We start from the raw sequence: 24,886 nt of genomic DNA on the forward strand, positions 1-24,886 counted from the left end.
CCCAATATCATATAAAAAGCCTGGCAGGGTAATTGGTTCTTAGTTTCTGGACCGGAATTGTTCTTTCTAGAGTTCAATTCCCCGCTATACTTGTTCTTTAAAGTGAGTTATTTTTTAGTTGGATTAGTTTATCAACCCAATTAATCTGTATATCAACGCATTATCCTGTTTTATCGACCGATTGGAACCATTTATCAACCCAATCCGCTCTCTTATCGGCAAGAACCTTTTTTATATAAAAAAGCCAGGCCGAGGCCTGGCTAGGTCAATGGGTCATGGTTTCAGAACTTGATATGTTCTTTTTAGAGATCGTTTAATCCACTATACTTGTTCTTTGAAGCGAGCTGTTTTTAATATGGATTAGTTTATCAACCCAATTAATCTGTTTATCAACAAATTCCCCTGTTTTATCAACCAAAGGGAATCTTTTATCAACCGATTGGAACCTTTTATCAACCCAATCCCCTCTTTTATCGGCACACCCCTTTTTCAAAAATAAAAAGCCAGGCTCCGGCCTGGCTAAAGCAAATCTTCTTCAAATAATTCCAGCGGCTCCCACTGGTACTTTCCCAAATCAATCCTACCGCCGAGGCCTACCTCCACCCCTTCGGCCTCCAGCGACATCAGCTGCTCCTGGTACGATGCCTCATCTTGAAGGGCAATTTGCCCTTTTGAGTTAATGACCCGGTGCCACGGCAAACGGTGCTTCCGGCTCATCGAATGGAGCACCCGCACCACCTGGCGCGCCGCCCGCGGACTGCCTGCATACTTGGCAATCCCCCCGTAGGTCATCACCTTGCCCTCGGGAATATGTTGAATAATCTTCACGACTTTCTCAGTAAAAGGTGTCACACGCCAAAATCCCTTCCAAAACTATTTTCTTTCAATTAACAATAAATAAATTATATAATAATTAAAAAAATTAGAGGAGAAACAACTATGAAAACACTTCTACTCACTGGATTTGAACCATTCCTTGAATTCCCAATCAACCCGACGGAAAAAATCGTCACAGAACTCGATGGAAAAACCGTCGGTGCCTATCAAATCAAAGGCCTCTTACTGCCTGTTACATACGAAGAAGCAGGACGGCGCGTGCTGGACGCGATTGACCAAATAAAACCGGATGCCGTCATCTCCCTAGGACTTGCCGGAGGGAGAGCCAACATCACTCCCGAGCGGATCGCCATCAATTGCCGTGACGGGGCACCGGACAACAATGGCGTTGTCTTAAACGATGCACCCATCTATGAGGACGGCCCGGCAGGTTATTTTTCCAAACTGCCGATTAGAAAATTCGTCGAAACCTTAAAGGAAAACGGGTATCCGGCCGAAATCTCGAATACTGCCGGAACTTACCTTTGCAATAACGTCATGTATACCGCGCTGCATGCGCTAAAAGACCAACCCGTACCGGCGGGATTCATCCATATCCCTGCCTCCCATGAGCTGGCTGTAAAGCAGAAAAAAGCGACTCCATCTTGGTCTGACCGCGACTTGTTGGAAGCCGTAAAACAGATGATTGAAGTATTGGAATAATTTTTTTCATCCGACAAATTTCTCGGGAAATAATCGCATTGGCACCACTATTTCCACACTAAACCCAATGTTTATAAGGTTTTCGCCGCTTATCGAAGGAATGTCGAAGAAACAAAAGTGTGTCTGATTTTTCAAAAAATAAACGGAATAACGTGTCCTGATTGTGTATTTTGTGCATAAACCCGTATCCAAGCTAATACAATGTTACCAAACCTTTATACAAAGAGAGTGTTTGAGGTGAGGAGTCGTTTGAAGTTAACGGGAATCCAGCCGGGGACATGATTATTCATCGTATGATCAGAAAGATTCACTTTCTGCCGTAAGGCGCACTGCCTTGCGGAAGCAGCATTCGTTATAGTGATAAGCGGGTCTCATTTCACACTACTCACATCCAATTTAGGGAGGGCGAGAGTGTGCACGATTACATCAAAGAGAGGACTATCAAGATTGGAAAGTATATCGTGGAGACGAGGAAAACGGTTCGCGTAATCGCGAAAGAGTTTGGCGTATCCAAAAGTACAGTCCATAAGGATTTGACCGAGAGACTTCCAGAGATTAATCCAGAGCTTGCAAACGAGGTAAAAGAGATTTTAGATTACCATAAATCGATTCGCCATTTACGGGGCGGCGAGGCGACCAAAATGAAATATCAAAAGGAAGAAAAAGAAGGGGAGGCTGTCAAGTAAACGGCCAAAACCAATCGGAACCAATCAAAAATTTGGAAAAGAAACACCTTTTATTCTCTGAAATACCTTTTTTCCGACAGATTTCCACAAAAAATTCCATCATTTTTTCAAAAAGTTTATGGAAACTTTAAGGAATATGATAGAATAGAAAATTAGGAAATAGTAGGAATCCGTCTTGAGGAGGAAAGGATAGAGAATGTTTGCAAGGGATATTGGGATTGACTTAGGAACAGCCAACGTGCTGATCCATGTGAAAGGCCGTGGCATTGTATTAAATGAGCCATCTGTGGTGGCCATCGATAAAAATACGAACCGGGTACTGGCCGTCGGCGAAGAAGCGCGCCGCATGGTGGGACGTACTCCTGGAAACATTGTGGCAATCCGTCCGTTAAAGGATGGCGTCATCGCTGATTTTGACGTAACAGAGGCCATGTTAAAACATTTTATCAATAAACTGAACGTAAAAGGCTTTTTATCGAAGCCGCGCATCTTGATTTGCTGTCCTACGAACATCACAAGCGTAGAACAGAAAGCCATCAGAGAAGCTGCCGAGAAAAGCGGCGGGAAAAAAGTGTACCTGGAAGAGGAGCCGAAAGTGGCGGCCATTGGGGCCGGGATGGACATCTTCCAGCCAAGCGGAAATATGGTAGTAGACATCGGGGGAGGAACGACGGATGTTGCCGTTCTGTCCATGGGCGATATCGTGACTTCTTCCTCCATTAAAATGGCCGGTGACAAGTTTGACATGGAAATCCTGAACCACATCAAGCGCGAGTACAAGCTATTGATCGGGGAGCGCACTGCGGAAAACATCAAAATCAACATCGCAACTGTATTCCCAGGGTCCCGGTCTGAAGAAATGGAAATTCGCGGCCGTGATATGGTCAGTGGTTTGCCTCGTACGATTACCGTTCATTCGGAAGAAATCGAGCAGTCCTTGCGCGAATCTGTTTCAGTTATTGTCCAAGCCGCTAAAAGCGTGCTGGAGCGCACACCGCCAGAATTGTCGGCTGACATTATCGACCGCGGCGTCATCTTAACAGGCGGCGGAGCATTGCTCCACGGCATCGACATGCTGCTTGCAGAAGAGTTGAAGGTACCTGTACTAGTGGCAGAAAACCCAATGGATTGCGTGGCAATCGGAACAGGTGTCATGCTCGATAATATTGACCGGATTCCGAACCGGAAATTGGGATAATTTTTTTAAAAAAATGCCTGCAGCTGTGAAGTGGTAAGACATCATACAGCGAATATAGGAAAAAAGTCCAATGAACAAAGGCTGGGACAAGCCTGGTTCATTGGGCTTTTTGTTTTATAAAAAAGCGGTTTTTTTACATGAAATGTCGATTTTTTTAAAAAAATAATGTGTAATGGTGAATAATTTCTTATAATAGGAGTATCTGCCTGACAATTTTTCGGTGGTACGCTGGAAATTGGTTATAATATGTATGTACTCACCAGGCGTTTCATTCGGCGCTCGGTTAAAGGGGAATAAAAAATGTCTGTTGATAATATAAATCAAGAACAGGTTCTGACGAGGGAAGAATATAAGCGGGCGAAATCCGGGACCGAGCATGCCCATCCGGATTCCGCACAAGAAAGAACCACTCCTGTCAAAAAAGGAGGTTCGCGCCAGGCTGTGCAAGAAAATAAGACAGCAAAGGCAGCCAAACAGCAGAAAAAGCGGGTCCGCATCCGGCTCTTACCTATCTGGTTGAGGCTGGTCCTGCTGATGGTGTTCGTGGTTTTCAGTTTGGTGGCGGGGGCCGTGGTGGGTTACAGTGGGCTTGGTGGCGGCAAGGCGGCCGACGTGTTCACCGGCTCGACCTGGACGCATATTCAGGATTTGGTCGAAAAGAAATAAAAGGGAGGGGCTCACACGCCCTTCCCTTTATGCTTCCTGTAACGATAACATTTGAATAATGGTTTTCATGACGGCATCTTCTTCATTGGAGCGAGTGATAAAATTTGCGGCATCCTTTAATGGATCAACAGCATTGCGGACAGCAAAGCTATAGTCAGCCCGAACCATTAGCTCTAAATCGTTATAACCGTCGCCAAAGGCCATGGTTTCTGCCGGTGTCACGTTCAATAATTGCTGCAAGTGTTCAACAGTTGTGCCTTTATGGACATTCGCGTTGGCAATGTCAATCCAGGCTGCTTCTGATGCGACGATATAAGCCGATTCAAAAAAGCGGGACAATTTTTCTCTGGTTTCAAAACACTGAAGTGCTGGGTCGTGAATGGTGATTTTCACGAAATCCTCGGTGATGTCTTGAAAATCGGAGACTTGTTTTACTTGGGCATAGGACCGTCTGACAATCGCTGCCTCTTCAGGGGACAAGGTTTCTTTTATGACGGCGCCGCTTTTGGTGCAGGCGATAATCGTATGATCCAGACTGATATCTTCAAGCAATTGGATAATTTCCAGTCCAAGTTTGTTGCTCAACAAAGATTCATAAACAAACTCTCCGTTATGCTTGATTCGAGTCGCGCTATCTCCCAAAATCCATAAATCCTCAGCATCCCCGCCAAATAACTCTTCTACGCGTTCACACTGCTTGCCGGTAACAGGCGCGAAAACAACGCCTTTTTCTTTCATGATTTTTTTAGCATCTTTGTACAGTTCCCGGTTAAAATCACCTTGATTGTTTAAGAATGTTCCATCCATATCGGTTAATACTAATTTAATCATTCCGATTCCTCCTCTTAGTTGCTTTTTGAAAAAATTATCTCAGACGGGCTTCTTCATCGAGATCTTCTTGGGTTATTTCGCGATCCTTGTAATAATATTTCATATCATGTTCGTTAATGGTGCGCAGCACTTTGCAAGGATTGCCAACTGCGACGGAATTGGCTGGAATATCCTTCGTGACCACGCTTCCGGCCCCGATGACACTGTTTTTGCCAATGGTCACGCCGGGACAAATGATGCTGCCGGCGCCAATCCAGCAATTATCCTCTATTTTAACGGGGTCAGCATACATATATCCCCGGTAATTCGGATTGATGGGATGTCCAACAGTAGCGATAGTGACGGCCGGACCAAACAACACATCTTTTCCGATCATAATTTTTGTATCATCCACAAAATTACAGTTGAAATTAAGATAAGTGCCCTCGCCTATTTCAATGTTGGTTCCATAGCAAAAATAAAACGGCGGCTCAATCCAGGCTTTGGTTTCTTTGGCGAAAATCTCGTTCATCAACCGGGTGCGCTCTTCCAAAGCATCCGGACCGGTCGCATTGAACGCCATCATTCGTCTTTTCGCTTGCATCCTGTCTTCAGGCAGTCCCTCACCGTAATCCGTGAATAACTTTCCGGCAGCGATTCTTTCCCTCATTGTCATAAAAATGATTTCCCCTTTTCATGTAAAATCCCGTGTGATATTGTTTAACCATTTATATTGGCGGTACCGAAATGCAGCCAAGGGCAGCTTGATGATTTCATCCAAACTGATGACGGCATACAGGGCGATTGGATGGACGTGCCACACAAAAGCACTTAGGTACCCTAATGGCAATATGATGCCCCACATCACGACGGAATCGCACCAAAGGCCAAACTTGGCATCTCCTCCAGCCGGGAAGATGCCGCCGATGATGGTGGAGTTCATGGATTTGCCGATGCAGTAGTAAGCGCATATATAAAGCATACCATTCAAATAAGATTGGGCGGAGCTGTTTAAATCCACTATATCGAATACCACGGGTTTTAGCAGTAAAATGGTTCCGCCGGCTGCCACTCCGAAAATCAGGGCGTAAAAGTTGATCCTTTTGCCGGCTTTTAATGCCATCTTTCGATCGTTGCCGCCCAGATATTTTCCTACCAGAACAGCGCCCCCGCTGGCAATGCCGCCACAAAACACGATGGCCAAATCTTTGATGACGTTCGCCACGGAATTGGAGGCAACCAAATCGGCGTTTACATGACCGATAATGACAGTTGTCGCCGTCAAAGCTCCGCCCCAAACGATGTAATTGGCCTGCACGGGCATGGTGTAGGTCAGGAAATCTTTGCGCAATTGGCGTTCCCTATCTTCACGTACAGGCAATCGGAACCGGACAGGCCCCTGCCGTATGGAATGAACAAGGCAGCATCCGAGTTCGATGAAGCGGGCACAAACCGTGGCGGCAGCAACACCGGTAATGGCCTTTTCAGGCATACCGGGAAACAGGACAAATACACAAAGAGCATTCAGGGCTATGTTCAAAAGAAGGCATAGCGAACTGATTGATGCACTAAAGCGTGCGTTCTCGATGCTCTTCATCACACTGAAATACATCTGCGAGAACCCCATGGCGAGATAGGAAAACGAGACTGCCCGCAGAAAAGTCGCGCCGTATTTGATTAACCCGCTATCATTTGTAAATAGCCGCATCAGCATTTCTGGGAAGTACAGTGATAGGACGAAAAAGAAAAGCGATATAGCAAATGAAAACATGCTGGCAATACTAAGAACGCGTTGGATGGTTTTAATATCCTTCTTGCCCCAATACTGTGCGGTAAGGATCCCGGTTCCTGTCGCCATCCCCATATAAAAAAGGGTCAACACAAAAGTGACTTGTCCTGCCAGTGAAACGGCAGACATCGCGGACTGACTGATTTTTCCCAGCATCACCACATCCGCTGCGATGCTGGCTGCTGAAATGAGATTCTGTAATGCGATTGGTATGACCAGTGAAATCAACGCGCGATGAAACGTGCGATTGAAGTCAGGATCATCCGTTATGGCCACGCTTGCCTGTTGCCCCACCACGCATCCCATCTTTCTTGCTTTTCTTGTACTATCAAAATTGTATAGGGTTGCCATTGAAGCTTCCACCAAAATCGGATATAATTCTATCAAAATCGTATATTCTTTCAGGGGGGTGTTGGGATGAGTTTAGAGCTGGAAGTGTTTTCGGACTTGTCGGAACGAATCAACTACAATCTGCCTGATTTTCCGCTTTATGTGCGTAAAGGTGCACTGAATCAATTCGATCGATTTGCGGCCGCGTGCCATTGGCATCCTGATTTGGAGTTTATCTTGGTGCTGGACGGGGCAATGGAATATTTCGTGAATGGGGAAACAGTGCCGATTGAGAAGGGAAATGGAATCTTCGTCAACAGCAAACGCCTGCATTATGGTTTTTCTACTAATAAGGCGGACTGTTCTTTCATCGTGGTGGCCGTCCATCCTTCCTTGCTTGGCGAGAGTACGCATGCGGGGAAAGTGTATCTGAATGAAAAATTCGGATCAGGCACAGAAGACTTTATTTTGCTTACATCTGACAGCCCGTGGAAAAAGGAAGTGCTGGTGTCACTGGAACAGATGTACCATGAAATGCATAGCCCTGCACGAAACGCGCTTCGTCTTCTTTCACAGGCCACGTCACTTTGCGCCTGTATCGGAGACCATATTCAAAAAGTTCCTGGGCAGCCTAACGATGATCAGTCATGGATGGCGGTTCGAAAGATGACAGGGTTCATCCATCATCATTATGACCAAAAGCTAACGCTTGATGACATGGCGGCCGCGGGTTCGATATGCAGGAGCAGGTGCTGTGAGCTGTTCAGCAAGTACATTGGTCAAACCCCCAACGCCTATTTGGTGCGATATCGGATTCAAAAGAGCTGTGAGATGCTGCTGGAAACCAATCGGTCGGTCAGTGAGATTGCGATGGTGTGCGGGTTTCAGACCCCGAGCTATTTTTCCTATGTGTTTCGGAAGGAAACCGGCCTGACTCCACAGGATTATCGAAAGAAAGCTAGTAATTGTTCAGCCTAATTGGAATTTAAATGTCCTTATTATATAATAGGCAAAGGAAAATTTTTCTTTTTAAAATTGTAAAACTGAGGAGTTTATTTTGAATGGAACTGAATATTGATCAAATCAAAGAAATTATTCCCCATCGTTATCCTTTTCTTTTGGTTGATAAGATTATTGAACTGGAGGAAGGAAAACGGGCTGTGGGCATTAAAAATGTGACCGCAAATGAAGAGTATTTCAATGGCCATTTCCCTGATTTCCCTGTCATGCCCGGAGTTCTGCAGCTGGAAAGCGCAGCACAAATCGGGGCGTGTGCCCTTTTATCGTTACCGGAGTACAAGGGATCAATCGCCTTATTCGCCGGCGTGGACAGGCTAAGATTCCGCCAACAAGTACGTCCTGGTGACACCATCGTCACAGAAGTAGAACTAACCGCCATCCGACGCGGAATCGGAAAAGGCACCGTCGTTTCCAAAGTAAACGGAAAAGTCTCAATGGAAGCCGAAATCATGTTTGCCATCCAAAAGTGAACAATTTGTGAGGGGCCAGTCCCCCATCGCTTTAAAGCGATGGGGGACTGGCCCCTTTTTTGCTGTTTTTGAGGTGTAAATTGGGAAAGTTTTATTCTTGTGAAAAGCGGTGAAATGGATGGAGCTGTCGAATTTGGGGGCTTGTTGGGGAATGGTTAGCGGTTTTTAGGGATATTCCGGGTGCAGCTCATTAAAAAGTTGGGAAAATCATTGGATGTCCCTAGAAAACTACTAAATATCCACTAAAATAACAGAAAAATAATCCGAAAGAACTATATATCATTAGATTGTTAGTGTGTGAATGTGAGTTAAGACCTAGAAAGGGGCAAGTCTACTACTACTTTTATATTATTTACAATTTTTAGAACTTTCCATAAACTATTAATGCTATGCTGCTTCTATTAAAAACAGAGCAATTTTAAGAGGGGGTTTAAACTTAATGGAAAAGAGAAAGACATTAAAAGTACTCTCCAGCGTTGCCGCGAGTACGATGTTCGCATCGGTGCTATTTGCAGGCACATTTGCTGGAACTACAGTCGCACCAAAACCTGCGGCTGCAGCAACAACCCTGGAATCTGCACCGGTTGATCTGAACGTGGTGGATATCGATCGACTCGGAAAGGCGCTGCAACAACGCGGCCTCGTTTCGAAAAATGCAACCGCTGCTGAAATAACCAAAGCGGCAAAAGACTATATTAAGCAAAAGCAAGGTAGTCAGGCGGGAAAAGCGACACTAACAAAAGAGCAGAAAGATATGGATAAAAAGGCTCAAGATTTCCTTACGAAACAAAAGGACCAGCTGGCAGAACAGCTTAACAAAGGCCATGAAAACTATAAAAAAGGCAAGCCGACAGGCGCAGCCAAAGTAGACTCTGCCCAGCAGGCCTCTTATAACGGAGATGTCCGCGAAGATAAAGTACTCGTGCTTTTAGTAGAGTACGCTGACTTCGGGCATAACCAAATTGAGCAAGAACCAGGCTATATGTGGTCGGATGATTTCAGCAAACAGCATTATGAAAAAATGTTGTTTGGCAATGAGGATTTCACCCTATTTAATGGAGATAAAGTAAAAACCTTCAAACAGTATTACGAAGAGCAATCCGGCGGAAGCTATACGGTAGACGGTACGGTTACTGATTGGTTGAAGGTACCAGGAAACTATAAAGACTATGGTAGTGATAACCCTGCAGGGGGTAATGACAATGCTGCTGGAACTAAAGGTCCGCGTGGTCTTGTAAAAGATGCCTTAAATGCGGCAGTAGCCTCCGGTATTAACTTGGCAGATTTCGATGATTTGGATATCTATGACCTGGATGAGGATGGAAATATCTATGAGCCAGATGGTCTTGTAGACCACTTGATGGTACTTCATGCCGGTGTCGGCCAGGAAGCTGGCGGGGGAGCAATGGGTGATGATGCAATCTGGTCACACCGCTGGACTTTAAATGGAGTTTATCCTGTTGCTAACACTACAGCATCAGTAAACTACTGGGGCGGCAAAATGGCGGCATATGATTACACCATTGAACCTGAGGATGGAGCAGTCGGCGTGTTTGCCCACGAATATGGCCATGACTTAGGAGCACCGGATGAGTATGATACCCAATACACTGCCAATGGTGATTCAGTTGCCCAATGGTCCATCATGAGCGGAGGCAGCTGGAGCGGTAATATTGCAGGAACGCAGCCGCCAAGCTTCTCACCACAAGTAAAAGAATTTTATCAAAATACGATTGGCGGAAACTGGGCCAATATTACCGAAGTAAACTATGAAGATCTCGATCAAAACGGTGTAACGGCAGTAATCGACCAGAGTGTTACAAAATCGAAGAATGCCGGTATCGTAAAAGTAAACCTGCCTAACAAAAAAGTTGAAGGTGTATTACCTAAGTTTGGGCAAAAATACTACTACAGTACAAAAGGAGACAACCTGGATACTGTAATGGAAACACCAGAATTTGATTTAACAAATGCAAGCACTGCGACATTTGATTTCAAATCTTTCTATGAAGTTGAAACAGATTATGATTATGTAACGATAACTGCAGTAGCCAATGATGGCACAACGAAAGAAGTTGACTTTATCGGTGACGATACGGATGAGGTTCGCAGCAGTTCTGCCTATGAAACTACTAAAGGAGAATGGGTAGATAAATCCTATGATTTAAGTGAATTTGCTGGTAAAAAAGTGAAATTAGTATTTGAATATGTAACTGACGGAGGACTTGCTCCAAATGGTTTCGGATTAGATAATCTTCAATTAACCGTTGATGGACAAGTTGTATTCTCCGACGATGCAGAGGGTACGCCAAAAGTAACACTAAACGGCTTCGAAGTTTCTGATGGTTATATAAACAAACCGCACTACTACTACCTGGAGTGGAGAAACTATTCCGGTTCTGATACTGCCTTGAAATATTCTCGCGGATCAGTATACAATACTGGATTAGTAGTTTGGTATGGTGACGACACATATACCGATAACTGGGGCGGAGTCCACCCTGGTGAAGGATTCCTGAACGTAGTCGACTCTCATCCAGAAGCGCTTATTTTCAAGCTAAATGGTCTTGACTCTATCTCTCAAACTACACGTTACCAAGTAGCAGACGCAGCATTCTCATTAGATAAGTCACCTGCCTGGTATGTTGATTCACCAACTCGTGGGATCTTCGATTACAAAGGCCTTCCAGGCGTAACCGAATTTGATTCCACAAAATCTTACATCAACACTGTCATTCCGGATGCAGGGGTTAAAGTTCCTTCCCAATATCCGTTGAAAGTCCAAGTCATCGGCGAAGCAAAAGACAACACTGCTGGTGCCGTTTGGATTCACAGGTAATTTTCTCGCATAAAAGACATCGGGCTAATGCCTGATGTCTTTTATTGTTGCCCGAAACATCCGAGCCTATGTTTGAAAAAACTTCCATGAAAAAATGGTTTTATCAAGGGGAAGATATAACTGCCGGAAAAATCTTAGTTGAAAAGGAGTTTTGGGCATGAAGAAAAAATTGCTTGGCTTGCTGACGGGGGCACTACTCTCCGGAATCATGCTGGCCGGATGTAACAACGCTGATAATGATACCAAAAATAATCTAAGAACCCCGCCGCAGCCAACGGTCGATACACCAGATAGCAATGATGTGAACAATTTACGAAACAACCGAAACAACAATTACCGAAACAACAACTATCCACACCAGGATCTAGACAACAATGACGGTGTCAATGACGACGGCCTAATCGACAACAACGAAACCAACGACACCAACACCCACACAGACAAAGACCCGGCAAAAGACCATAACACACCGCGTGAAGAAATCATCGAGGACGACCTCGACGCGCGTGACCGCGACAACAAAGACCGGTAAAACAATGGGGGCCTGTCCCCCGGTGCAGTAACGCGTTAAACCAGCGGGGGCCTGTCCCCCAGTCCTTCACCGCGGTAAAGGGCTGGGGGACAGGCCCCGCTTTATGGTTTTAGACTTTGAGTTTGGGTTTGCTTTGCATTTTTTCTTTGAATTCGATGAGTAATGGTTGGCCTTCGAGGCCTTTTTGGAGGAGATTTTCGAGCAGGAGCTCGGAGTAGTCGCTTTTGTTGCGGCGCATTTGTCCCTCGAGCAGCACGCTGGTATGCTGGTCAAATTTCAGCAGGGAAACGATCCGCGTTTGAAAATAGGCGGGCACGTTTTCCTTCTTGGTAATGACCACTTCTGCAATCACTTCGCGGTTTTCATCCTGAATCTTCTTGAAAAAATCATATAAGGAAAGGTTCGTATATGCCTCGATCAGCCAGGTGGAGCGTTCGTCTTCCTTATTGAGGATTAATCCATCTTCCAAAGGAATTTCAACCGGAGCGTCGCCTTCCAATACTTCCAGAGAATACAACTTAAACGTCTTCATCAACCCGGACCTCCTCTAAGCGTTTTCTCCATTATAACATATGTTGGAAAAAGACAATGTCGAAAAATATTGCCCATTGCAGGGAAGAATGGTTTTTGGGAAAAAAGAATGACCGGCTTTGACAAAAAACGCCATGAAATACTTCTTTTCGTAAAAAAACAACACAGGAAAACTCGATTTTCGCGGTTTTACAATGATTCCTTACGGGACTAAGATGGAATCATCAAACGAAAAGGAGTGGATTTCGTGATTAATCAAGTGACATTGGTTGGGCGATTAACGAAAGATCCGGAACTGAAACGAACATCGGAAGGGACGGGTTTCACCCAGATTACCCTCGCAGTAAACCGGGATTTCCGCAATCACAACGGCGAAATCGACACGGACTTTGTCCAGTGCACATTATGGCGCAGGGCGGCTGAAAATACGGCCCGGTACTGTCGGAAAGGCTCGGTGGTAGGAATTACCGGACGCGTGCAGTCAAGGTATTACGACAGGGAAGGAAAACGAATCTACGTCACGGAAATTGTGGCCGAAACGGTCCGGTTCCTCAGCAGCAAGCCGCATGAGGATGTCCATGAGCAGCAGCAGGATGTTCATGAGCAGCAGCAGGAGCTGAAGAAGGAGAAGGAGGAAACATCCCTTGCCTTTTAACGACCACGATGCCGCCAACCTAGAAATGCTATTGGAAAGCTTGATCAAAATGGTTGGCAATGCCAACAAAAATGTCGACAATCTGCAGAAACGCGTCAGTCAGCTGGAATGGCTCATCAAGGAGCAGCAGCTAGAGAACCATCATCATAACTCCATCCGCTTCTACTCCTAACATGACTACCAATCACAAAACTCCTTTCTGACGAAAATATACCAAAAACCGAAGATTTCCTCGCAAATGCCTCTCAAAGAAAAGAGAAAATCAAATACGTCTCCGTAATGGACCCCGTTTTGAAAAATTCCGGCATATTTTAGCCGGAATTTTTTCTTTTTTTGTAGAACGTATTAATTTTTTGGCGTATCTAATGAGTACCGGCGTTTTTGAAGTGTTTACCGGCACTTCCCCAAACTTTAGGCTAGTTCTTACTATAAAAAAAACCTGGCCCCAAGCCTGGCCCAGCAAATTTATCATTCCTATGTATAATCCCCGCTACCCTGGGCAAAATAATAGTAAAACCCCCCTGTTTTTTATAAGAAGCCGCTGACCATGTGTCAGCGGCTTCTCTAGTATTTATAGGAATTTACAGCTTGTCCTTGTGCCGGTTGCTTACTTTCATGGAGCTGGCAATCAAATCCGCATAGAAGGCACGGCGCTTCGGGGGCATGAGGTGCAGCTCAACCAGCGCTTTTTTCAAATCGGGTTCAGCCCTCAATAACTCGAGAACCATCCCGATATCGGGGTCATCCAAATTCTCCTTCAAAACAAAGCCCGGCGCCTCAACGTTCGGCAGCAGCTTGTCGAGCTCATTTACGAGGTACTCTTTATCCACTTTATATATTTCCGCAAATTGAATCACCGTTTGGTAATTTGGGACGCTTCTCCCTGTTTCATAGCGACTGATCGTCGAACGATGCAAGTTCATCATCTTGGCCAGCGTCTCCTGAGACCAGTTTTGCTTATCACGAAGCTCTTTTAATTTTTCCGATAATGACATCCCATTCACCGCCATACAAACATTCTGCTTTTACCTTAGCGGCAAAAAATGGTTCACAGGAGAAATGTGCGCGATATGCACAAACGGGTTTGTGATAATCATGCACACAGCTGTAGGAGTCCGCACATTCGGCAGGATAGGCAATGTTATTGTCGAATAATAAAGCGTATATAGAAGAAGAATGTCGCTTTTTGGAGGGATGTTATGGAGTGGAGCTCACTGGTTTTTGTAGGAGAAAGAATAGAAAACGGAGAATGGAAGATGACCAGGCCGCCTGACCCGAACGATATAGCCGTGCTATTATTTCAATTACCACAAGAAAACTCAACTTATCAATTTATTCCTCTTACTAACCATGAAATGCCTTGGATTTATTTTTCCGATAGTAATATCCAAGTGACCTGCCACAATCAGTCTCTCCACGTGTTTAAGGGAGATTGCGAGCTTAACGAGAAACAAGTAATCGACGTAATCAGCCGATTTGCCCTTAAAGACGGAAACCGCATCGCCGTCCTTAGATTATTTCCAAATAGTAAAAACCGACCGCAAAAGCGTAAGAGCGCTCGCATCGTGTCGGAAGAGAAATCCTTATATGAAAAAAGCAGCAAGTAGCGCCGTTGGAATTCGGAAGCCATCGACAAAAATGACCTATCCGGAGGAAAAAGTGGAAACGTCATGAGGACAAGAATGGCGGAAAAAGCCCAAGGTTTGTCCACATGGAGCTGTCATGAGGACAAGAACTGCAGAAATCACCAAGGCTCTGTCCTCATGATGCACCCTTCTCCGGTATCATGGGAACCAAACAGGCTAAACTATAAAAAACTATCTATAAGACTAAAACGAATTTTTTTAAAAAATTCTCCTCCATACAAGAATAATAGATTTGCATTTCGGGCACAAAACAACACTATTTTTTTACAAAAAAGCCTTCCAACTTCCAAATGTAACCGTTAACAAATTGCTGAAAAACCCACAAAATGTCACAGATATACCATTTATTAGGTTATTTTTACCGCATTAAGACACTTTGTTGTCGGTTTTTAATATTCTTGTAACATAACTGGCATATTGATTTGTTATAAATAGAGTAATAAGGAGGGAGATAGTTTGCAAAACATAAAGCGTATTACTCTCGCAGTATTAACTCTTATTTTGTGTGGAACAGGTACAGTTACATACGCGCAAACGACTAGCGACACCTTACAAAGTCAGCTCGAGCAGAAACAGAAAATAGTCGAGCAAAAACAAGTTGAAAAGCAAGCTGTTAATCAAGAGATCCAAAACATTCAGCAAGAACTGCAATCGATATATAATGACATAAACGAAAATCAGTCAAATATGGCGAAAACGCAAGGCAAGATTGACGAGGTCAACCAGTTAATTGAAGCGAAAAAACAAGAAATCGTCGTGCTGGAAGATAAAATCCTTGGCCGTAAAGACATAATGGAAAAACGGGCCCGGGCTCTTCAAGAAGACGACAATGTCAGCATGATCATCAACCTGTTTTTCGAATCCGACAGCATCACGGAATTCATTCAAAAAGCGGGTGCAGCATCCCAGCTGATGGATGCAGACAAAGACATCTTGGTCGCGCAAAAAGAAGACCTTCAGAAAATCGAGAATGATAAACAAGAAATCGACAAACAAGAAAAAGTGCTGGAAGAACAACAAACCGTGTTGGCCCAACAGCAAGCAGAGCTTGACCAAAACTTGCAATCAAGACAGCAAAATTTAACCGCTATGCAGGAAAAATACAATCAAATCACAGAGCAAATGCAAATGGCTGAGCAAGAAAAAGCCGGCATCCAATCACAAATAGCAGAAGTTCAAGCGAAAATCGCCCAGCAACAAGCAGCACCAAAAGCAGCAGCAGCAGCACCCCCCGCAGTTGCGAGTGCAAACGTTAGCGGAACAGAACTGTATGTAAGCGCTACCGCCTACAGCCCAGAGGATTCTGGCTCGATTACTAAACTCGGCTACAATATTGCAGCCAACCCGAACATGAAATTGATCGCGGTCGACCCGTCCGTTATCCCGCTGGGAAGCAGGGTCTGGGTGGAAGGCTACGGTGAAGCCGTTGCTGGAGATACCGGCGGCGCTATCAAGGGCCACAAAATCGACGTCCTGATGCCGAACAGTGCAGCCGCACGAGTTTGGGGCAGAAAAACTGTTAAAGTGATCATCCTAAAATAATCGTTTGTGGAAAAAAGGTATGACACCTTTTGCAGTGTCCGCATAGGAAAACTCAAATATAAAACAGATACAAAAGCAGTGCCTTTCACCATTGAAAGGCACTGCTTTTTATTGTTCCTTCCTTTTTCACAAAATATCCACAGACGATATTCAGAAAATATTTTAAAATTAGATAAACAAGTTTTCCAGATTGATAACGTTGCAAAGAAACCCTGTTATCTAAAAGACATTTATTCCTATAAAATAAATCACCAAAAAAGTACGGACCATCCAGGGGTGACGAACCATTGAATTATGAAATCGAGCTGGATAAAGCAATAAAAAAATTACAGGATATCGAACTAGCTTTAAATGAGTCTTCCATTGTTGCTATTACAGATAGCAAGGGGATCATTCAGTTTGCAAACGATAAATTTTGCGAAATTTCTAAGTACAGAAAAGAGGAATTAGAAGGTAGCAACCAAAATATCGTAAAATCTGGTTATCACAGCAGAGAATTTTTTAAGGAAATGTGGAGAACGATTGGCAGCGGAAGGATCTGGAGGGGAGAAATAAAAAATAAGGCCAAAGATGGGACCTATTATTGGGTAGATACAACAATTGTCCCTTTCTTAAATGAGAACAACAAGCCCTATCAATACATTGCTATACGCCATGATATTACAACACTGAAAGAATACGAAGAGGAAATCAGACAAATGGCTTATTATGATCCATTAACCCTATTGCCGAACCGCAATATGTTAAATAAATGGGTCAATGAATGTTTTGTGAAAGGTAATGATTTCTTTACGGTCATGTTTTTAGACTTAGACCATTTTAAAGCATTAAACGATACCTTTGGGCACCACATCGGCGATTTGATTTTAAAAGAGGCGGCTGCACGATTGCAAAACTGTGTCAGGCAAAATGATCTTATTTCACGGCAAGGTGGAGATGAATTTATCGTGATCCTAAGTGGGGTACACGATAAACAAGCCATCGTTTCTCTAGTAAAAAGAATGGCCGGAGAATTGAGTATTCCCTTCTATGTTAATGGAAAACCAATCATCATGACTACTAGCATTGGAATAAGCCGGGATCAAATCAGCGGAACAAAGGAAGATTTCCGCAGCGGTATGGAAAGGTTAATAAGACAGGCTGATATCGCCATGTATTACGCCAAAAAGGATGGCGGCAATTCCTATTGCTTTAATACAGAGAACCAAAATAATGAGATGGAACGATATTATCAATTAGAGCAAGAAATAAAAAGCGGCTTTGAAAATAGTGAGTTTACCATTGTCTACCAGCCCTTTATCAATATAAAAAGAAATCAGCTTGTGGGAGTAGAAGCGTTATTGCGTTGGAATAATGCAAAATTAGGTGCTGTGCCGCCAGTGGAGTTCATTCCAATCTTGGAAGAACAGGGTCTCATCATTCCAGTAGGCAGGTGGGTTCTAAGGTCAGTTTGTGATCAATTAAAAAGGTGGCAAGAACAAGGGATGGATCTAGAAAGAGTTTCGGTCAATGTGTCTCCTGTTCAATTTAGAGATAGGAACTTTGTAGATGATGTGAAACAAATTCTAAAAGAGTCGAAGGTTGAACCGCATTTTATAGAGATTGAAATCACAGAAGGTACGCTTTTGAATATAAAAGAGGCATCCAAAACGATCAATGAATTAAAAGATTTAGGACTAAGAATTGCGATTGATGATTTCGGGACAGGATATTCCTCTCTAAGTTATCTCAAGCAATTGCCAATAGATACGTTAAAAATTGATAAGTCATTCATGGATGATTTAAATCTTGACAGTGAAGTCATCGTGAATACGATTATCTTTTTGGCGAATCATTTGAATCTTAATGTGTTAGCCGAAGGAATCGAAAACAGACAACAACTATCCTACCTTAAAAACCAAAATTGTCACGAGGGGCAGGGGTATTTTTGGAGTCAACCCGTAACAGAGGACGAGATTCAAAGAATGTATGACTCCAAATGGGAACAACCCTTGATTTATACAGGTTAATAAATCTAATGAAACGGTAATAAAACTCGTCACTGGGCGAGTTTTATTTTATTCTCAAAAAAATGTAGATCATTTTAACTTGTACGGCCGTCCAGAGAAGTTGAAAAATACCTCCGCCCAATCTCTTAACGATCCATCCATCGGTTTCCAATATATGGTATAATATGCATATAGAACGATAACCACTATCCACCTGAATCAATAGCAGAGGGGGGAATGAATGATGGGTTTATCGGTCACGATATGGATTTTGGGTGGCTACGTTTTATTGTCGCTACTCTTGACACCCTTTCAATATTCCTACATTAAATCATTGAAGGAAATGGACAAAAAGCGGCAGGGGAAAACCCAGAACGAGATGTATGAGGACATGAGCTTTGAGGAGCAGCAGCTGCATTACAATGCCCAAGGAAACATCTTCTTCATCTTGGCTAACCTTTTCGCGACTCTTGTGTACCATTGGAAACATAAACATAGACCCGGACTGAACTAAATCCGAAGGGTGAAAAAATGACGTGTGAACCGCCACACGTCATTTTTGTTTTGGTGCTCCATTTATATGCCCAGTATCCCCAACCAGCTCAACATCAAACTTCTCGCCGTTCCAATGGACGACCGTCAGGCTGGTGCCGTGGATGAACGGGTCATCCCAAAACCTTTCTGTTGGGATTCCCATGATGGTGGAAAACAACGCCTTAATAACACCGGCATGGGCCACGATTAAGATCGACCCATCCTCATGATCCACGGTCAATTTTTTCAAAGCGAGCTCAACCCGCTGCTTAAAATCGGCCAACCCCTCGCCGTTGTGCGGCCGGTGGTCATAAAGATGGGGCGCATTCCAAAAATGGGTATATTCCTGTTCATGGTCTTGCACAATCTCGTCCTGCTGTTTGCCTTCCCAATCGCCAAGGTTGATTTCTTTAAAATCATGTTCATAAGCAATCGGAATGTCGCGGTCGCCGCGAACCAGTTTCGAAGTCTGCACGGCCCGGCCGCTGGGACTCGTGTAAATCACATCAATCGGTGTGGCGGACAATCTTTCTCCCAACCGAATCGCATTTTCCAAACCCTTTTCCGTCAGCTCTGAATCGCCCCAGCCCTGCAATCGGCCTTCCTTATTCCACTGCGTCTCCCCATGGCGGGTGATATAAATCGTTAACAATATACTCCCTCCCATACGTACATCTCTATTTTTAAAAATTGTAGCACAGATTGGAGTGAATATTTCTTTCAGTTTTTGGCAAAATAAAGAAAAATGGATAGGGGTCTGTAACATGTTGGCGGCATTCATTAGAATTGGACTTTTAATCATTTCCTGGTCAACCGCATTTCTTATTCCAAAGAACGAGTTTAAAAAATATACCCCAGTGGCAACATTTGCTACGGTGCTGGTCTTGATAGAAAGTATGCTATCGATTCCGTTTAAATGGTGGACCGTAAAAGGCGGCCTCCGGAAAAAAGTCCTGAATGATTTAAGTTTTATTTTAGGGCCATTTATCGTGGGAACCATTTGGATCTTCCGTATTACATTCGGGAAATTTTGGCTGTACCTTTTGACCAATGTAGTAATGGATTTGTTTCTTGCGTACCCGATGAATGCGTTAATGCAAAAGCTGAAGGTCTATAAACTAGTGAATTTTAAAGCGAAACACATATTCTATACCGGAATCAGTTACGCTCTCATCATATACCTATTCCAATTATTCATCACCAACTCAAAATCCAGGGATTAGGGCGGTAAAAAAAGGCCTGGAAAGAGGCTTTAGATTAGCCCTAATTTTGTTAACCCGTTAAAGATCCCATCATCTGTATTGGAGGATGTTACAAGATCACTGACTTCCTTCAACGCGGGAATGGCGTTGCCCATTGCCACGGAGGTGCCGACTGCAGAAAACATTTCCATATCATTTATTTCGTCACCAAACGCATAGACGTTTTCTTTTTGAATCCCTGTCATTTCAAGGAATGTGGATATACCAACCGCTTTTGAAATTTCATTTGGAAGTACATCCAAAGCGTACTTATGCCATCTAATAAATTGCATAATTTGATATCTTTCTTTATAAAAGTCTTCTTCAAGGTCTTCGCAAAACAAAATTAATTTATAAATAAGGTTGTCGCGAAAAAAATTCTTATCAACAGGGGGATAACTCATTTTCCCCAGTTCATACACATCCTTGATATACCGGTGATTTTCAATAGAGGATTTCATATCATCAAGACTCGCGTATACCAATGGGTGTTGATTGGTTGAAGAAAAACGAACGATGTCATGTAAAAATTCTCGTTCGAAAGGTTTTTTATATACCTCTTCTCCTTCATAAACAGCATGCTGTCCATTAATGGTGATATAGGAATGAATGTTTAATTCGTCTAGTATCCATTTAATGCTTTTCGGTGGTCTTCCGGTAGCAATAGCCGCTATTACACCCTTTTCCTGAAGTTTTTTAATGGCCATTTTAGAAGATTCGAGTATTTTTTTCTCTTCATTTAATAAAGTTCCATCAAGGTCAAAGAAAACAATTCTTTTGTTCAAAAAAATCCCTCCAATTTATATATGTCCCTCTACAATGGATGGCATATTAATTGCCCAACACATAAAAAATCTACTATTAAGCCTAATTATATAGATATCTATGTAATTTTTCAAAAACTAAAACCTTTTTAAATCTTTCCCAACCGATCTTGCGGTCAAGAATGAAGGCCTATCTTATGTAAGCAAAAAAAAGGCCCTCGAAAGCAGCTCGCTTTTCAAGGGCAATGAGAAATATATATTAGGGGGTCTATGAAAAGTGTGTTCTTTTCATAGTTAAATCTTAACTCATAAACATGAACAAATTATGAAGGGCTTATGAAATTTATGCAGATGACCTGAAATGGGGAAAGATTACTTAGACCATTCAGCCGCAAGTAATACTTTATTCCCGTACAGCAAAATGCTTTGAGTACACATTCCTGTTATTTATGTATGCAAAAAAAGCCCTTGAAAGCAGCTTGCTATTCAAGGGCAAAGAGAAAATATTTTAGGGGGGTCATGAAAAAGAAACTTCATGTTGTAATAGTAGTGGATGGACCTTAACTTTTTATTAATTTTACAAACAGCAAGAGAGTACTAATTCCGAAAAGAATTCTATCCATTATAGTAAAAAAGTATGATTGAAGAATTGTTGAAAAGGCACTAACATAAGTAAAGACAATGTTTTTGAACGACATTCAAAAATAAACAGAAAAGGGATACCAAGAAATGTAACCGTTTGCATTACTTTGGTCCTAGTCACTGCTAATTTGGTTTGTCTAGAAAAAAACAGAATCAAAGATTTTGCAGTTCAAAAGGGGAGGGGATTATTTTTCAGATAGTAGTAAAACAGAAGTTTGTCCCATTAAAGAAAGAAGTGGAGTAACAGGGGGAGACCTTCAACGAGAACCATCTTCAGCCCTTGATCAAAAATTCAAGGAGTGAAACTTAAGTGGGGAAAAACAAAAACAAAGCAAAAATTGCATCCGTTGTCACAACAGTAGGTCTTGTCTTTTCAAGCCTGCCATTTGCAGCTGTTGCTGAAACGAATGTACCATACAATGTGTTGTCCAGCGCCAATTTTGAAAATAGCGACCTATGGGGATTTTCTACATCCGGTGCAACGGTTTCTATTAATCATGCTAATGTTGGTGGAAATACTTCAGGAAAACTAGAATACCAGATTGTCGATCAAAAAGGCGGCCGTGTCGCCACAAAGAATTTTGATACGGCAGTAAAAGGAAGCGAAATCTCTGTCAACTTTGACTGGTATCCAGGCAAAATCAATGATAAAGGCAGCAACCCTTACGAAAACGGCGGGGAATTTAGACTGATCGACAGCTCCGGCAACATTGTTTTTACCATCAACAATACCCGCAATGAGGCATTGAGCTATTTCGCCAAAGGCCAGGAAACCGTCAAAACCAGCGCAACCAATATGGAAGCATGGTATCATTTTGACATTCGTTTTGATATCAGAAACAATACCGTCACGGTCGATATGAAAGACCAAGAGGGTGCCAGTGTTAGTGAACACACTTTTTCACTAGATGGCTCAGGCTTTGATGGGTCAATCGCCTCCTTAAAATTGGTGGGCATCCGGACTTCCGGCAATAATGAAACATGGGATACATATCTTGATAATTTCGAGGTTTCCAATGTGCCGGTTGAGGATAATGTCCTTTATCTGGTTAATAAATTAGCGTACCACCGTGTGTATGTGAATCAAACCACAACGGACATCTCTTCCATTGGTCTGCCTAAAACTGTTAACGTGACACTTGCGGATAATAGCAAAAAAGAGGTGGCAGTCAGCCAGTGGGAATACGTGGGAGACAAAGCCTGGGATCCTAGCAAACCAGGAGTCTATGAGTTTAAAGGCACTCTTGCGGAAACAGACGGGATTGTGAACAGCTTTAACAAAACGGCGAAAATCTATGTCTATAATCGCTTGTCTCCTTCCGAAACAGACAGGCAAACAGAGTTTCTTGACAGGGGCGCTATTGCACTGAAATCCGATCAGGGCAATTTTGTCAGCTGGCGTTTGCTTGCCGATGAATATGATAAAGATGTGAAATTCAATATTTACCGCAATGGCGAAAAATTAAATAAGGAAGCGCTTACGGTTACCAACTATAGCGATTCTGATGGCACTGCAGCGGATACCTATACGGTGGAAACTTTGGTGAATGGCCAATCGACAGAATTAAACGAGGTAAAAGCCGCTGATAAGGATTACTTGTCGATTCCCATGCAAAAGCCTGCGGGCGGCGTGACGCCTGATGGCCAGTCTTATACCTACTCCGTGAATGATTCAGGTGTTGGCGACTTGGATGGTGACGGCCAATATGAGGTCATCGTGAAATGGTATCCTTCCAACGCGATTGACAGTTCATTTTCGAGCTACACGGGGCCAACGATTTTTGATGCTTATAAATTAGATGGAACGCTGTTGTGGCGAATGAACATGGGACACAATCTGACGTCGGGTGCCCACTATAACCAATTTGTGATTTCCGATTTTGACGGCGATGGCAAAGATGAATTCATGATCAAAACGGCAGACGGAACCAAAACGTACGGCGCGACAGATGGAAAGGTCGACGAAACCAAGGTCATCAGCCAAATCGGCAATCCGGCAGATGACGGAAAATATGTCGGCACCCATGGCCATGTCGTTGGCGGACCTGAATATATGTCCGTTTTCAGTGGGGAAACCGGCAAAGTGATTGACACAATCGATTATGCGTTCCCGGTTGGTGAAGAAGATAGCGGCGCTTCATGGGGAGACACTTGGTATAACCGTTCTGACCGGTTCCTGTCCGGGCTGGCCTACTTGGATGGTAAAAAACCAAGCGCAGTCTTTGGACGAGGCTATTATGAGCGGACAACCTTTGCCGCCTATACCTTAGAAAATGGCAAGCTAAAAGAACAATGGACGTTTGATTCGAATGTAGCAGGAAAGGGTGCAGGATTGGGCTTTCATAACTTGTCGGTTGGAGATGTCGATAATGATGGCTGCGATGAAATTGTGGCGGGTTCCTTGACGCTCGACCAAGATGGAACCATTCTTTATGCCATGGATGGAGAGATGGGGCGCGAACAGGGCTCCCATGGTGACGCCCAACATTTAGGCGCATTTGATCCTGATCGTGAAGGCCTGAGCGCCATGCAAGTGCATGAAATCCCGGCCGTGGCGTCGGAAGAATTGCATGATGCGGCCACAGGGGAAACCTTAATGTCCTTCTATGCGTATACGGATGCAGGCCGCGGATTAGCAGCCAACATCACTTCTAGCCCAGGCTATGAGTTCTGGGGAGCTGCCGGTTCCACTGTGGATAGCGGCGGCGGTGTGTATAATGTCCAAGGCAACGTAGAATTATCGAAAAAGCCAAGTGGGCTGTCGACGAACTTCGCCCTGTATTGGGATGGCGACCTATTGGATGAATTATTGGATGATACATCGATCAGCAAATACAATGAATCAACTGGGAAAGTGGACACTCTAGAGAAATTTGAGGGCGTTCACAGCAGTAATGGAACTAAGGCCACGCCAACGCTGCAGGCCGATATTCTGGGCGACTGGCGTGAAGAGGTTCTATTGCCAACAACGGACGATTCCGAGCTGAGAATCTTTAGCACCACGACTCCGACACAATACAGAATTTATACGCTCATGCAGGATCCGCTGTACCGAAACGGCATCGGCTTCCAGAACAGCGCCTACAATCAGCCGCCGCATCTGGGATTCTACCTCGGTGAAGATATGAAAGAGTCGGTTCTTGAAGGCAAATTAACAGCACCGGGCGTTGATTATACGGCCAATCTTCAAGCGATGAAACATACCGTGGCTCTTGAGCTGAATAGTCCGGTCTATTCCGTGTTAAAAAATAATCTGAACCAAGCCCAGCACCAGCTGGAGATTGGCAACCCTTCTCAGGCCGCTAAACTCATGGATGATTTTGTGAAGCATCTCAGCAAGGATAGCAGCGTGAATGAGGCGTTAAAAACAAAATTAATCGCTGATGCGAAGCAATTAATGAACGTCTGGTCAAAATAACGGGCTAAAAAAAGCAGGGTCAATCTCAACGGATTGACCCTGCTTT

Annotated in this window: 24 protein-coding genes; 16 read left to right on the forward strand and 8 right to left on the reverse strand. The window is 43.7% G+C overall.

Going from position 1 to position 24,886, the window contains the following annotated elements:
* Positions 1 to 519 precede the first annotated feature (519 nt).
* Positions 520 to 852: an MGMT family protein gene (locus ACY8D0_RS09525; RefSeq protein ID WP_462410276.1), complete on the reverse strand. Its 333-nt coding sequence runs from the start codon at positions 850 to 852 to the stop codon at positions 520 to 522.
* An 87-nt stretch (positions 853 to 939) separates the two neighbouring features.
* On the opposite strand from ACY8D0_RS09525, the gene ACY8D0_RS09530 reads away from it, so the two are divergent.
* The 4 genes from ACY8D0_RS09530 to ACY8D0_RS09545 all read left to right on the forward strand — a co-directional run bounded on the left by ACY8D0_RS09530 (position 940) and on the right by ACY8D0_RS09545 (position 4,089).
* Positions 940 to 1,539 (forward strand): pyroglutamyl-peptidase I, encoded by a 600-nt coding sequence (locus ACY8D0_RS09530; RefSeq protein WP_462410277.1) that lies wholly within the window; start codon positions 940 to 942, stop codon positions 1,537 to 1,539.
* Positions 1,540 to 1,952: 413 nt separating this feature from the next.
* Positions 1,953 to 2,225: a sporulation transcriptional regulator SpoIIID gene (spoIIID, locus tag ACY8D0_RS09535; RefSeq protein ID WP_007086083.1), complete on the forward strand. Its 273-nt coding sequence runs from the start codon at positions 1,953 to 1,955 to the stop codon at positions 2,223 to 2,225.
* Between the two features lie 196 nt (positions 2,226 to 2,421).
* Positions 2,422 to 3,423, forward strand: coding sequence for a rod shape-determining protein (gene mreB / locus ACY8D0_RS09540; RefSeq protein WP_462410278.1), 1,002 nt, complete (start codon positions 2,422 to 2,424; stop codon positions 3,421 to 3,423).
* Positions 3,424 to 3,723: 300 nt separating this feature from the next.
* The gene (locus ACY8D0_RS09545; protein ID WP_462410279.1) at positions 3,724 to 4,089 is read left to right on the forward strand and encodes a DNA-directed RNA polymerase subunit beta; all 366 of its coding nucleotides are present in this window, start codon (positions 3,724 to 3,726) and stop codon (positions 4,087 to 4,089) included.
* Between the two features lie 27 nt (positions 4,090 to 4,116).
* Here ACY8D0_RS09545 and ACY8D0_RS09550 read toward each other — a convergent pair whose 3' ends face one another.
* The 3 genes from ACY8D0_RS09550 to ACY8D0_RS09560 are packed head-to-tail and all read right to left on the reverse strand — an operon-like array spanning position 4,117 to position 7,039.
* Complete coding sequence (locus ACY8D0_RS09550) at positions 4,117 to 4,920, reverse strand: HAD family hydrolase (protein WP_462410280.1); 804 nt, start codon at positions 4,918 to 4,920, stop codon at positions 4,117 to 4,119.
* A gap of 34 nt (positions 4,921 to 4,954) precedes the next feature.
* Positions 4,955 to 5,575 carry a sugar O-acetyltransferase gene (locus ACY8D0_RS09555; RefSeq protein ID WP_462410281.1) on the reverse strand — a complete coding sequence of 207 codons (621 nt, stop codon included), beginning with the start codon at positions 5,573 to 5,575 and terminating at the stop codon, positions 4,955 to 4,957.
* A gap of 18 nt (positions 5,576 to 5,593) precedes the next feature.
* Positions 5,594 to 7,039 carry an MATE family efflux transporter gene (locus ACY8D0_RS09560; protein ID WP_462410282.1) on the reverse strand — a complete coding sequence of 482 codons (1,446 nt, stop codon included), beginning with the start codon at positions 7,037 to 7,039 and terminating at the stop codon, positions 5,594 to 5,596.
* A 66-nt stretch (positions 7,040 to 7,105) separates the two neighbouring features.
* Here ACY8D0_RS09560 and ACY8D0_RS09565 point away from each other — a divergent pair, with 66 nt between their 5' ends.
* The 4 genes from ACY8D0_RS09565 to ACY8D0_RS09580 all read left to right on the forward strand — a co-directional run bounded on the left by ACY8D0_RS09565 (position 7,106) and on the right by ACY8D0_RS09580 (position 11,879).
* Positions 7,106 to 7,996: an AraC family transcriptional regulator gene (locus tag ACY8D0_RS09565; protein ID WP_462410283.1), complete on the forward strand. Its 891-nt coding sequence runs from the start codon at positions 7,106 to 7,108 to the stop codon at positions 7,994 to 7,996.
* A gap of 83 nt (positions 7,997 to 8,079) precedes the next feature.
* Positions 8,080 to 8,508, forward strand: coding sequence for a 3-hydroxyacyl-ACP dehydratase FabZ (fabZ, locus tag ACY8D0_RS09570; RefSeq protein ID WP_462410284.1), 429 nt, complete (start codon positions 8,080 to 8,082; stop codon positions 8,506 to 8,508).
* 439 nt (positions 8,509 to 8,947) lie between these two features.
* Positions 8,948 to 11,347 (forward strand): immune inhibitor A domain-containing protein, encoded by a 2,400-nt coding sequence (locus tag ACY8D0_RS09575; protein ID WP_462410285.1) that lies wholly within the window; start codon positions 8,948 to 8,950, stop codon positions 11,345 to 11,347.
* A gap of 157 nt (positions 11,348 to 11,504) precedes the next feature.
* On the forward strand, positions 11,505 to 11,879 hold the full coding sequence (locus ACY8D0_RS09580) for a hypothetical protein (RefSeq protein WP_462410286.1): 375 nt from the start codon (positions 11,505 to 11,507) through the stop codon (positions 11,877 to 11,879).
* Between the two features lie 109 nt (positions 11,880 to 11,988).
* Here ACY8D0_RS09580 and ACY8D0_RS09585 read toward each other — a convergent pair whose 3' ends face one another.
* Positions 11,989 to 12,411, reverse strand: a complete 423-nt coding sequence (locus ACY8D0_RS09585) for a YwpF-like family protein (protein ID WP_462410287.1) — start codon at positions 12,409 to 12,411, stop codon at positions 11,989 to 11,991.
* Between the two features lie 246 nt (positions 12,412 to 12,657).
* On the opposite strand from ACY8D0_RS09585, the gene ssb reads away from it, so the two are divergent.
* Together ssb and ACY8D0_RS09595 are read left to right on the forward strand one after the other, a co-directional pair.
* A complete protein-coding gene (gene ssb / locus ACY8D0_RS09590; RefSeq protein ID WP_462410288.1) occupies positions 12,658 to 13,065 on the forward strand; it encodes a single-stranded DNA-binding protein in 408 nt (135 codons plus the stop codon).
* Positions 13,055 to 13,237 carry a hypothetical protein gene (locus ACY8D0_RS09595; protein ID WP_462410289.1) on the forward strand — a complete coding sequence of 61 codons (183 nt, stop codon included), beginning with the start codon at positions 13,055 to 13,057 and terminating at the stop codon, positions 13,235 to 13,237. Before ssb ends, ACY8D0_RS09595 begins: the two co-directional genes overlap by 11 nt.
* A gap of 409 nt (positions 13,238 to 13,646) precedes the next feature.
* Here the strand turns inward: ACY8D0_RS09595 and ACY8D0_RS09600 are convergent, their stop codons facing one another.
* The gene (locus ACY8D0_RS09600; protein ID WP_462410290.1) at positions 13,647 to 14,075 is read right to left on the reverse strand and encodes a helix-turn-helix domain-containing protein; all 429 of its coding nucleotides are present in this window, start codon (positions 14,073 to 14,075) and stop codon (positions 13,647 to 13,649) included.
* A gap of 189 nt (positions 14,076 to 14,264) precedes the next feature.
* Between ACY8D0_RS09600 and ACY8D0_RS09605 the strand changes: the two genes are divergently transcribed.
* The 4 genes from ACY8D0_RS09605 (at position 14,265) to ACY8D0_RS09620 (ending at position 18,755) form a co-directional block, all read left to right on the forward strand.
* On the forward strand, positions 14,265 to 14,672 hold the full coding sequence (locus ACY8D0_RS09605; RefSeq protein ID WP_462410291.1) for a hypothetical protein: 408 nt from the start codon (positions 14,265 to 14,267) through the stop codon (positions 14,670 to 14,672).
* Between the two features lie 495 nt (positions 14,673 to 15,167).
* Entirely contained in the window at positions 15,168 to 16,253 is a 1,086-nt protein-coding gene (locus tag ACY8D0_RS09610; RefSeq protein ID WP_462410292.1) for a 3D domain-containing protein, read from the forward strand.
* Positions 16,254 to 16,540: 287 nt separating this feature from the next.
* On the forward strand, positions 16,541 to 18,262 hold the full coding sequence (locus ACY8D0_RS09615; protein ID WP_462410293.1) for a sensor domain-containing protein: 1,722 nt from the start codon (positions 16,541 to 16,543) through the stop codon (positions 18,260 to 18,262).
* A 220-nt stretch (positions 18,263 to 18,482) separates the two neighbouring features.
* Positions 18,483 to 18,755 (forward strand): DUF3949 domain-containing protein, encoded by a 273-nt coding sequence (locus tag ACY8D0_RS09620; RefSeq protein WP_462410294.1) that lies wholly within the window; start codon positions 18,483 to 18,485, stop codon positions 18,753 to 18,755.
* Between the two features lie 39 nt (positions 18,756 to 18,794).
* Here ACY8D0_RS09620 and ACY8D0_RS09625 read toward each other — a convergent pair whose 3' ends face one another.
* Positions 18,795 to 19,427, reverse strand: coding sequence for a histidine phosphatase family protein (locus ACY8D0_RS09625; protein ID WP_462410295.1), 633 nt, complete (start codon positions 19,425 to 19,427; stop codon positions 18,795 to 18,797).
* Between the two features lie 112 nt (positions 19,428 to 19,539).
* On the opposite strand from ACY8D0_RS09625, the gene ACY8D0_RS09630 reads away from it, so the two are divergent.
* A complete protein-coding gene (locus tag ACY8D0_RS09630; RefSeq protein WP_462410296.1) occupies positions 19,540 to 19,998 on the forward strand; it encodes a hypothetical protein in 459 nt (152 codons plus the stop codon).
* A 29-nt stretch (positions 19,999 to 20,027) separates the two neighbouring features.
* Here ACY8D0_RS09630 and ACY8D0_RS09635 read toward each other — a convergent pair whose 3' ends face one another.
* Positions 20,028 to 20,801 carry a Cof-type HAD-IIB family hydrolase gene (locus ACY8D0_RS09635; protein WP_462410297.1) on the reverse strand — a complete coding sequence of 258 codons (774 nt, stop codon included), beginning with the start codon at positions 20,799 to 20,801 and terminating at the stop codon, positions 20,028 to 20,030.
* A 931-nt stretch (positions 20,802 to 21,732) separates the two neighbouring features.
* Between ACY8D0_RS09635 and ACY8D0_RS09640 the strand changes: the two genes are divergently transcribed.
* The gene (locus ACY8D0_RS09640) at positions 21,733 to 24,840 is read left to right on the forward strand and encodes a rhamnogalacturonan lyase family protein (protein ID WP_462410298.1); all 3,108 of its coding nucleotides are present in this window, start codon (positions 21,733 to 21,735) and stop codon (positions 24,838 to 24,840) included.
* Positions 24,841 to 24,886 lie beyond the last annotated feature (46 nt).

Source organism: Neobacillus camarae, from assembly GCF_054950115.1.

What these genes read in the sequence shown, in the direction of transcription:
- ACY8D0_RS09530 (WP_462410277.1), top strand. Translation starts at nt 940, where the DNA reads ATGAAAACACTTCTACTCACTGGATTTGAACCATTCCTTGAATTCCCA.
- mreB (WP_462410278.1), top strand. Translation starts at nt 2,422, where the DNA reads ATGTTTGCAAGGGATATTGGGATTGACTTAGGAACAGCCAACGTGCTG.
- ACY8D0_RS09545 (WP_462410279.1), top strand. Translation starts at nt 3,724, where the DNA reads ATGTCTGTTGATAATATAAATCAAGAACAGGTTCTGACGAGGGAAGAA.
- ACY8D0_RS09550 (WP_462410280.1), bottom strand. Translation starts at nt 4,920, where the DNA reads ATGATTAAATTAGTATTAACCGATATGGATGGAACATTCTTAAACAAT.
- ACY8D0_RS09555 (WP_462410281.1), bottom strand. Translation starts at nt 5,575, where the DNA reads ATGACAATGAGGGAAAGAATCGCTGCCGGAAAGTTATTCACGGATTAC.
- ACY8D0_RS09560 (WP_462410282.1), bottom strand. Translation starts at nt 7,039, where the DNA reads ATGGCAACCCTATACAATTTTGATAGTACAAGAAAAGCAAGAAAGATG.
- ACY8D0_RS09565 (WP_462410283.1), top strand. Translation starts at nt 7,106, where the DNA reads ATGAGTTTAGAGCTGGAAGTGTTTTCGGACTTGTCGGAACGAATCAAC.
- fabZ (WP_462410284.1), top strand. Translation starts at nt 8,080, where the DNA reads ATGGAACTGAATATTGATCAAATCAAAGAAATTATTCCCCATCGTTAT.
- ACY8D0_RS09575 (WP_462410285.1), top strand. Translation starts at nt 8,948, where the DNA reads ATGGAAAAGAGAAAGACATTAAAAGTACTCTCCAGCGTTGCCGCGAGT.
- ACY8D0_RS09580 (WP_462410286.1), top strand. Translation starts at nt 11,505, where the DNA reads ATGAAGAAAAAATTGCTTGGCTTGCTGACGGGGGCACTACTCTCCGGA.
- ACY8D0_RS09585 (WP_462410287.1), bottom strand. Translation starts at nt 12,411, where the DNA reads ATGAAGACGTTTAAGTTGTATTCTCTGGAAGTATTGGAAGGCGACGCT.
- ACY8D0_RS09600 (WP_462410290.1), bottom strand. Translation starts at nt 14,075, where the DNA reads ATGGCGGTGAATGGGATGTCATTATCGGAAAAATTAAAAGAGCTTCGT.
- ACY8D0_RS09605 (WP_462410291.1), top strand. Translation starts at nt 14,265, where the DNA reads ATGGAGTGGAGCTCACTGGTTTTTGTAGGAGAAAGAATAGAAAACGGA.
- ACY8D0_RS09620 (WP_462410294.1), top strand. Translation starts at nt 18,483, where the DNA reads ATGATGGGTTTATCGGTCACGATATGGATTTTGGGTGGCTACGTTTTA.
- ACY8D0_RS09630 (WP_462410296.1), top strand. Translation starts at nt 19,540, where the DNA reads ATGTTGGCGGCATTCATTAGAATTGGACTTTTAATCATTTCCTGGTCA.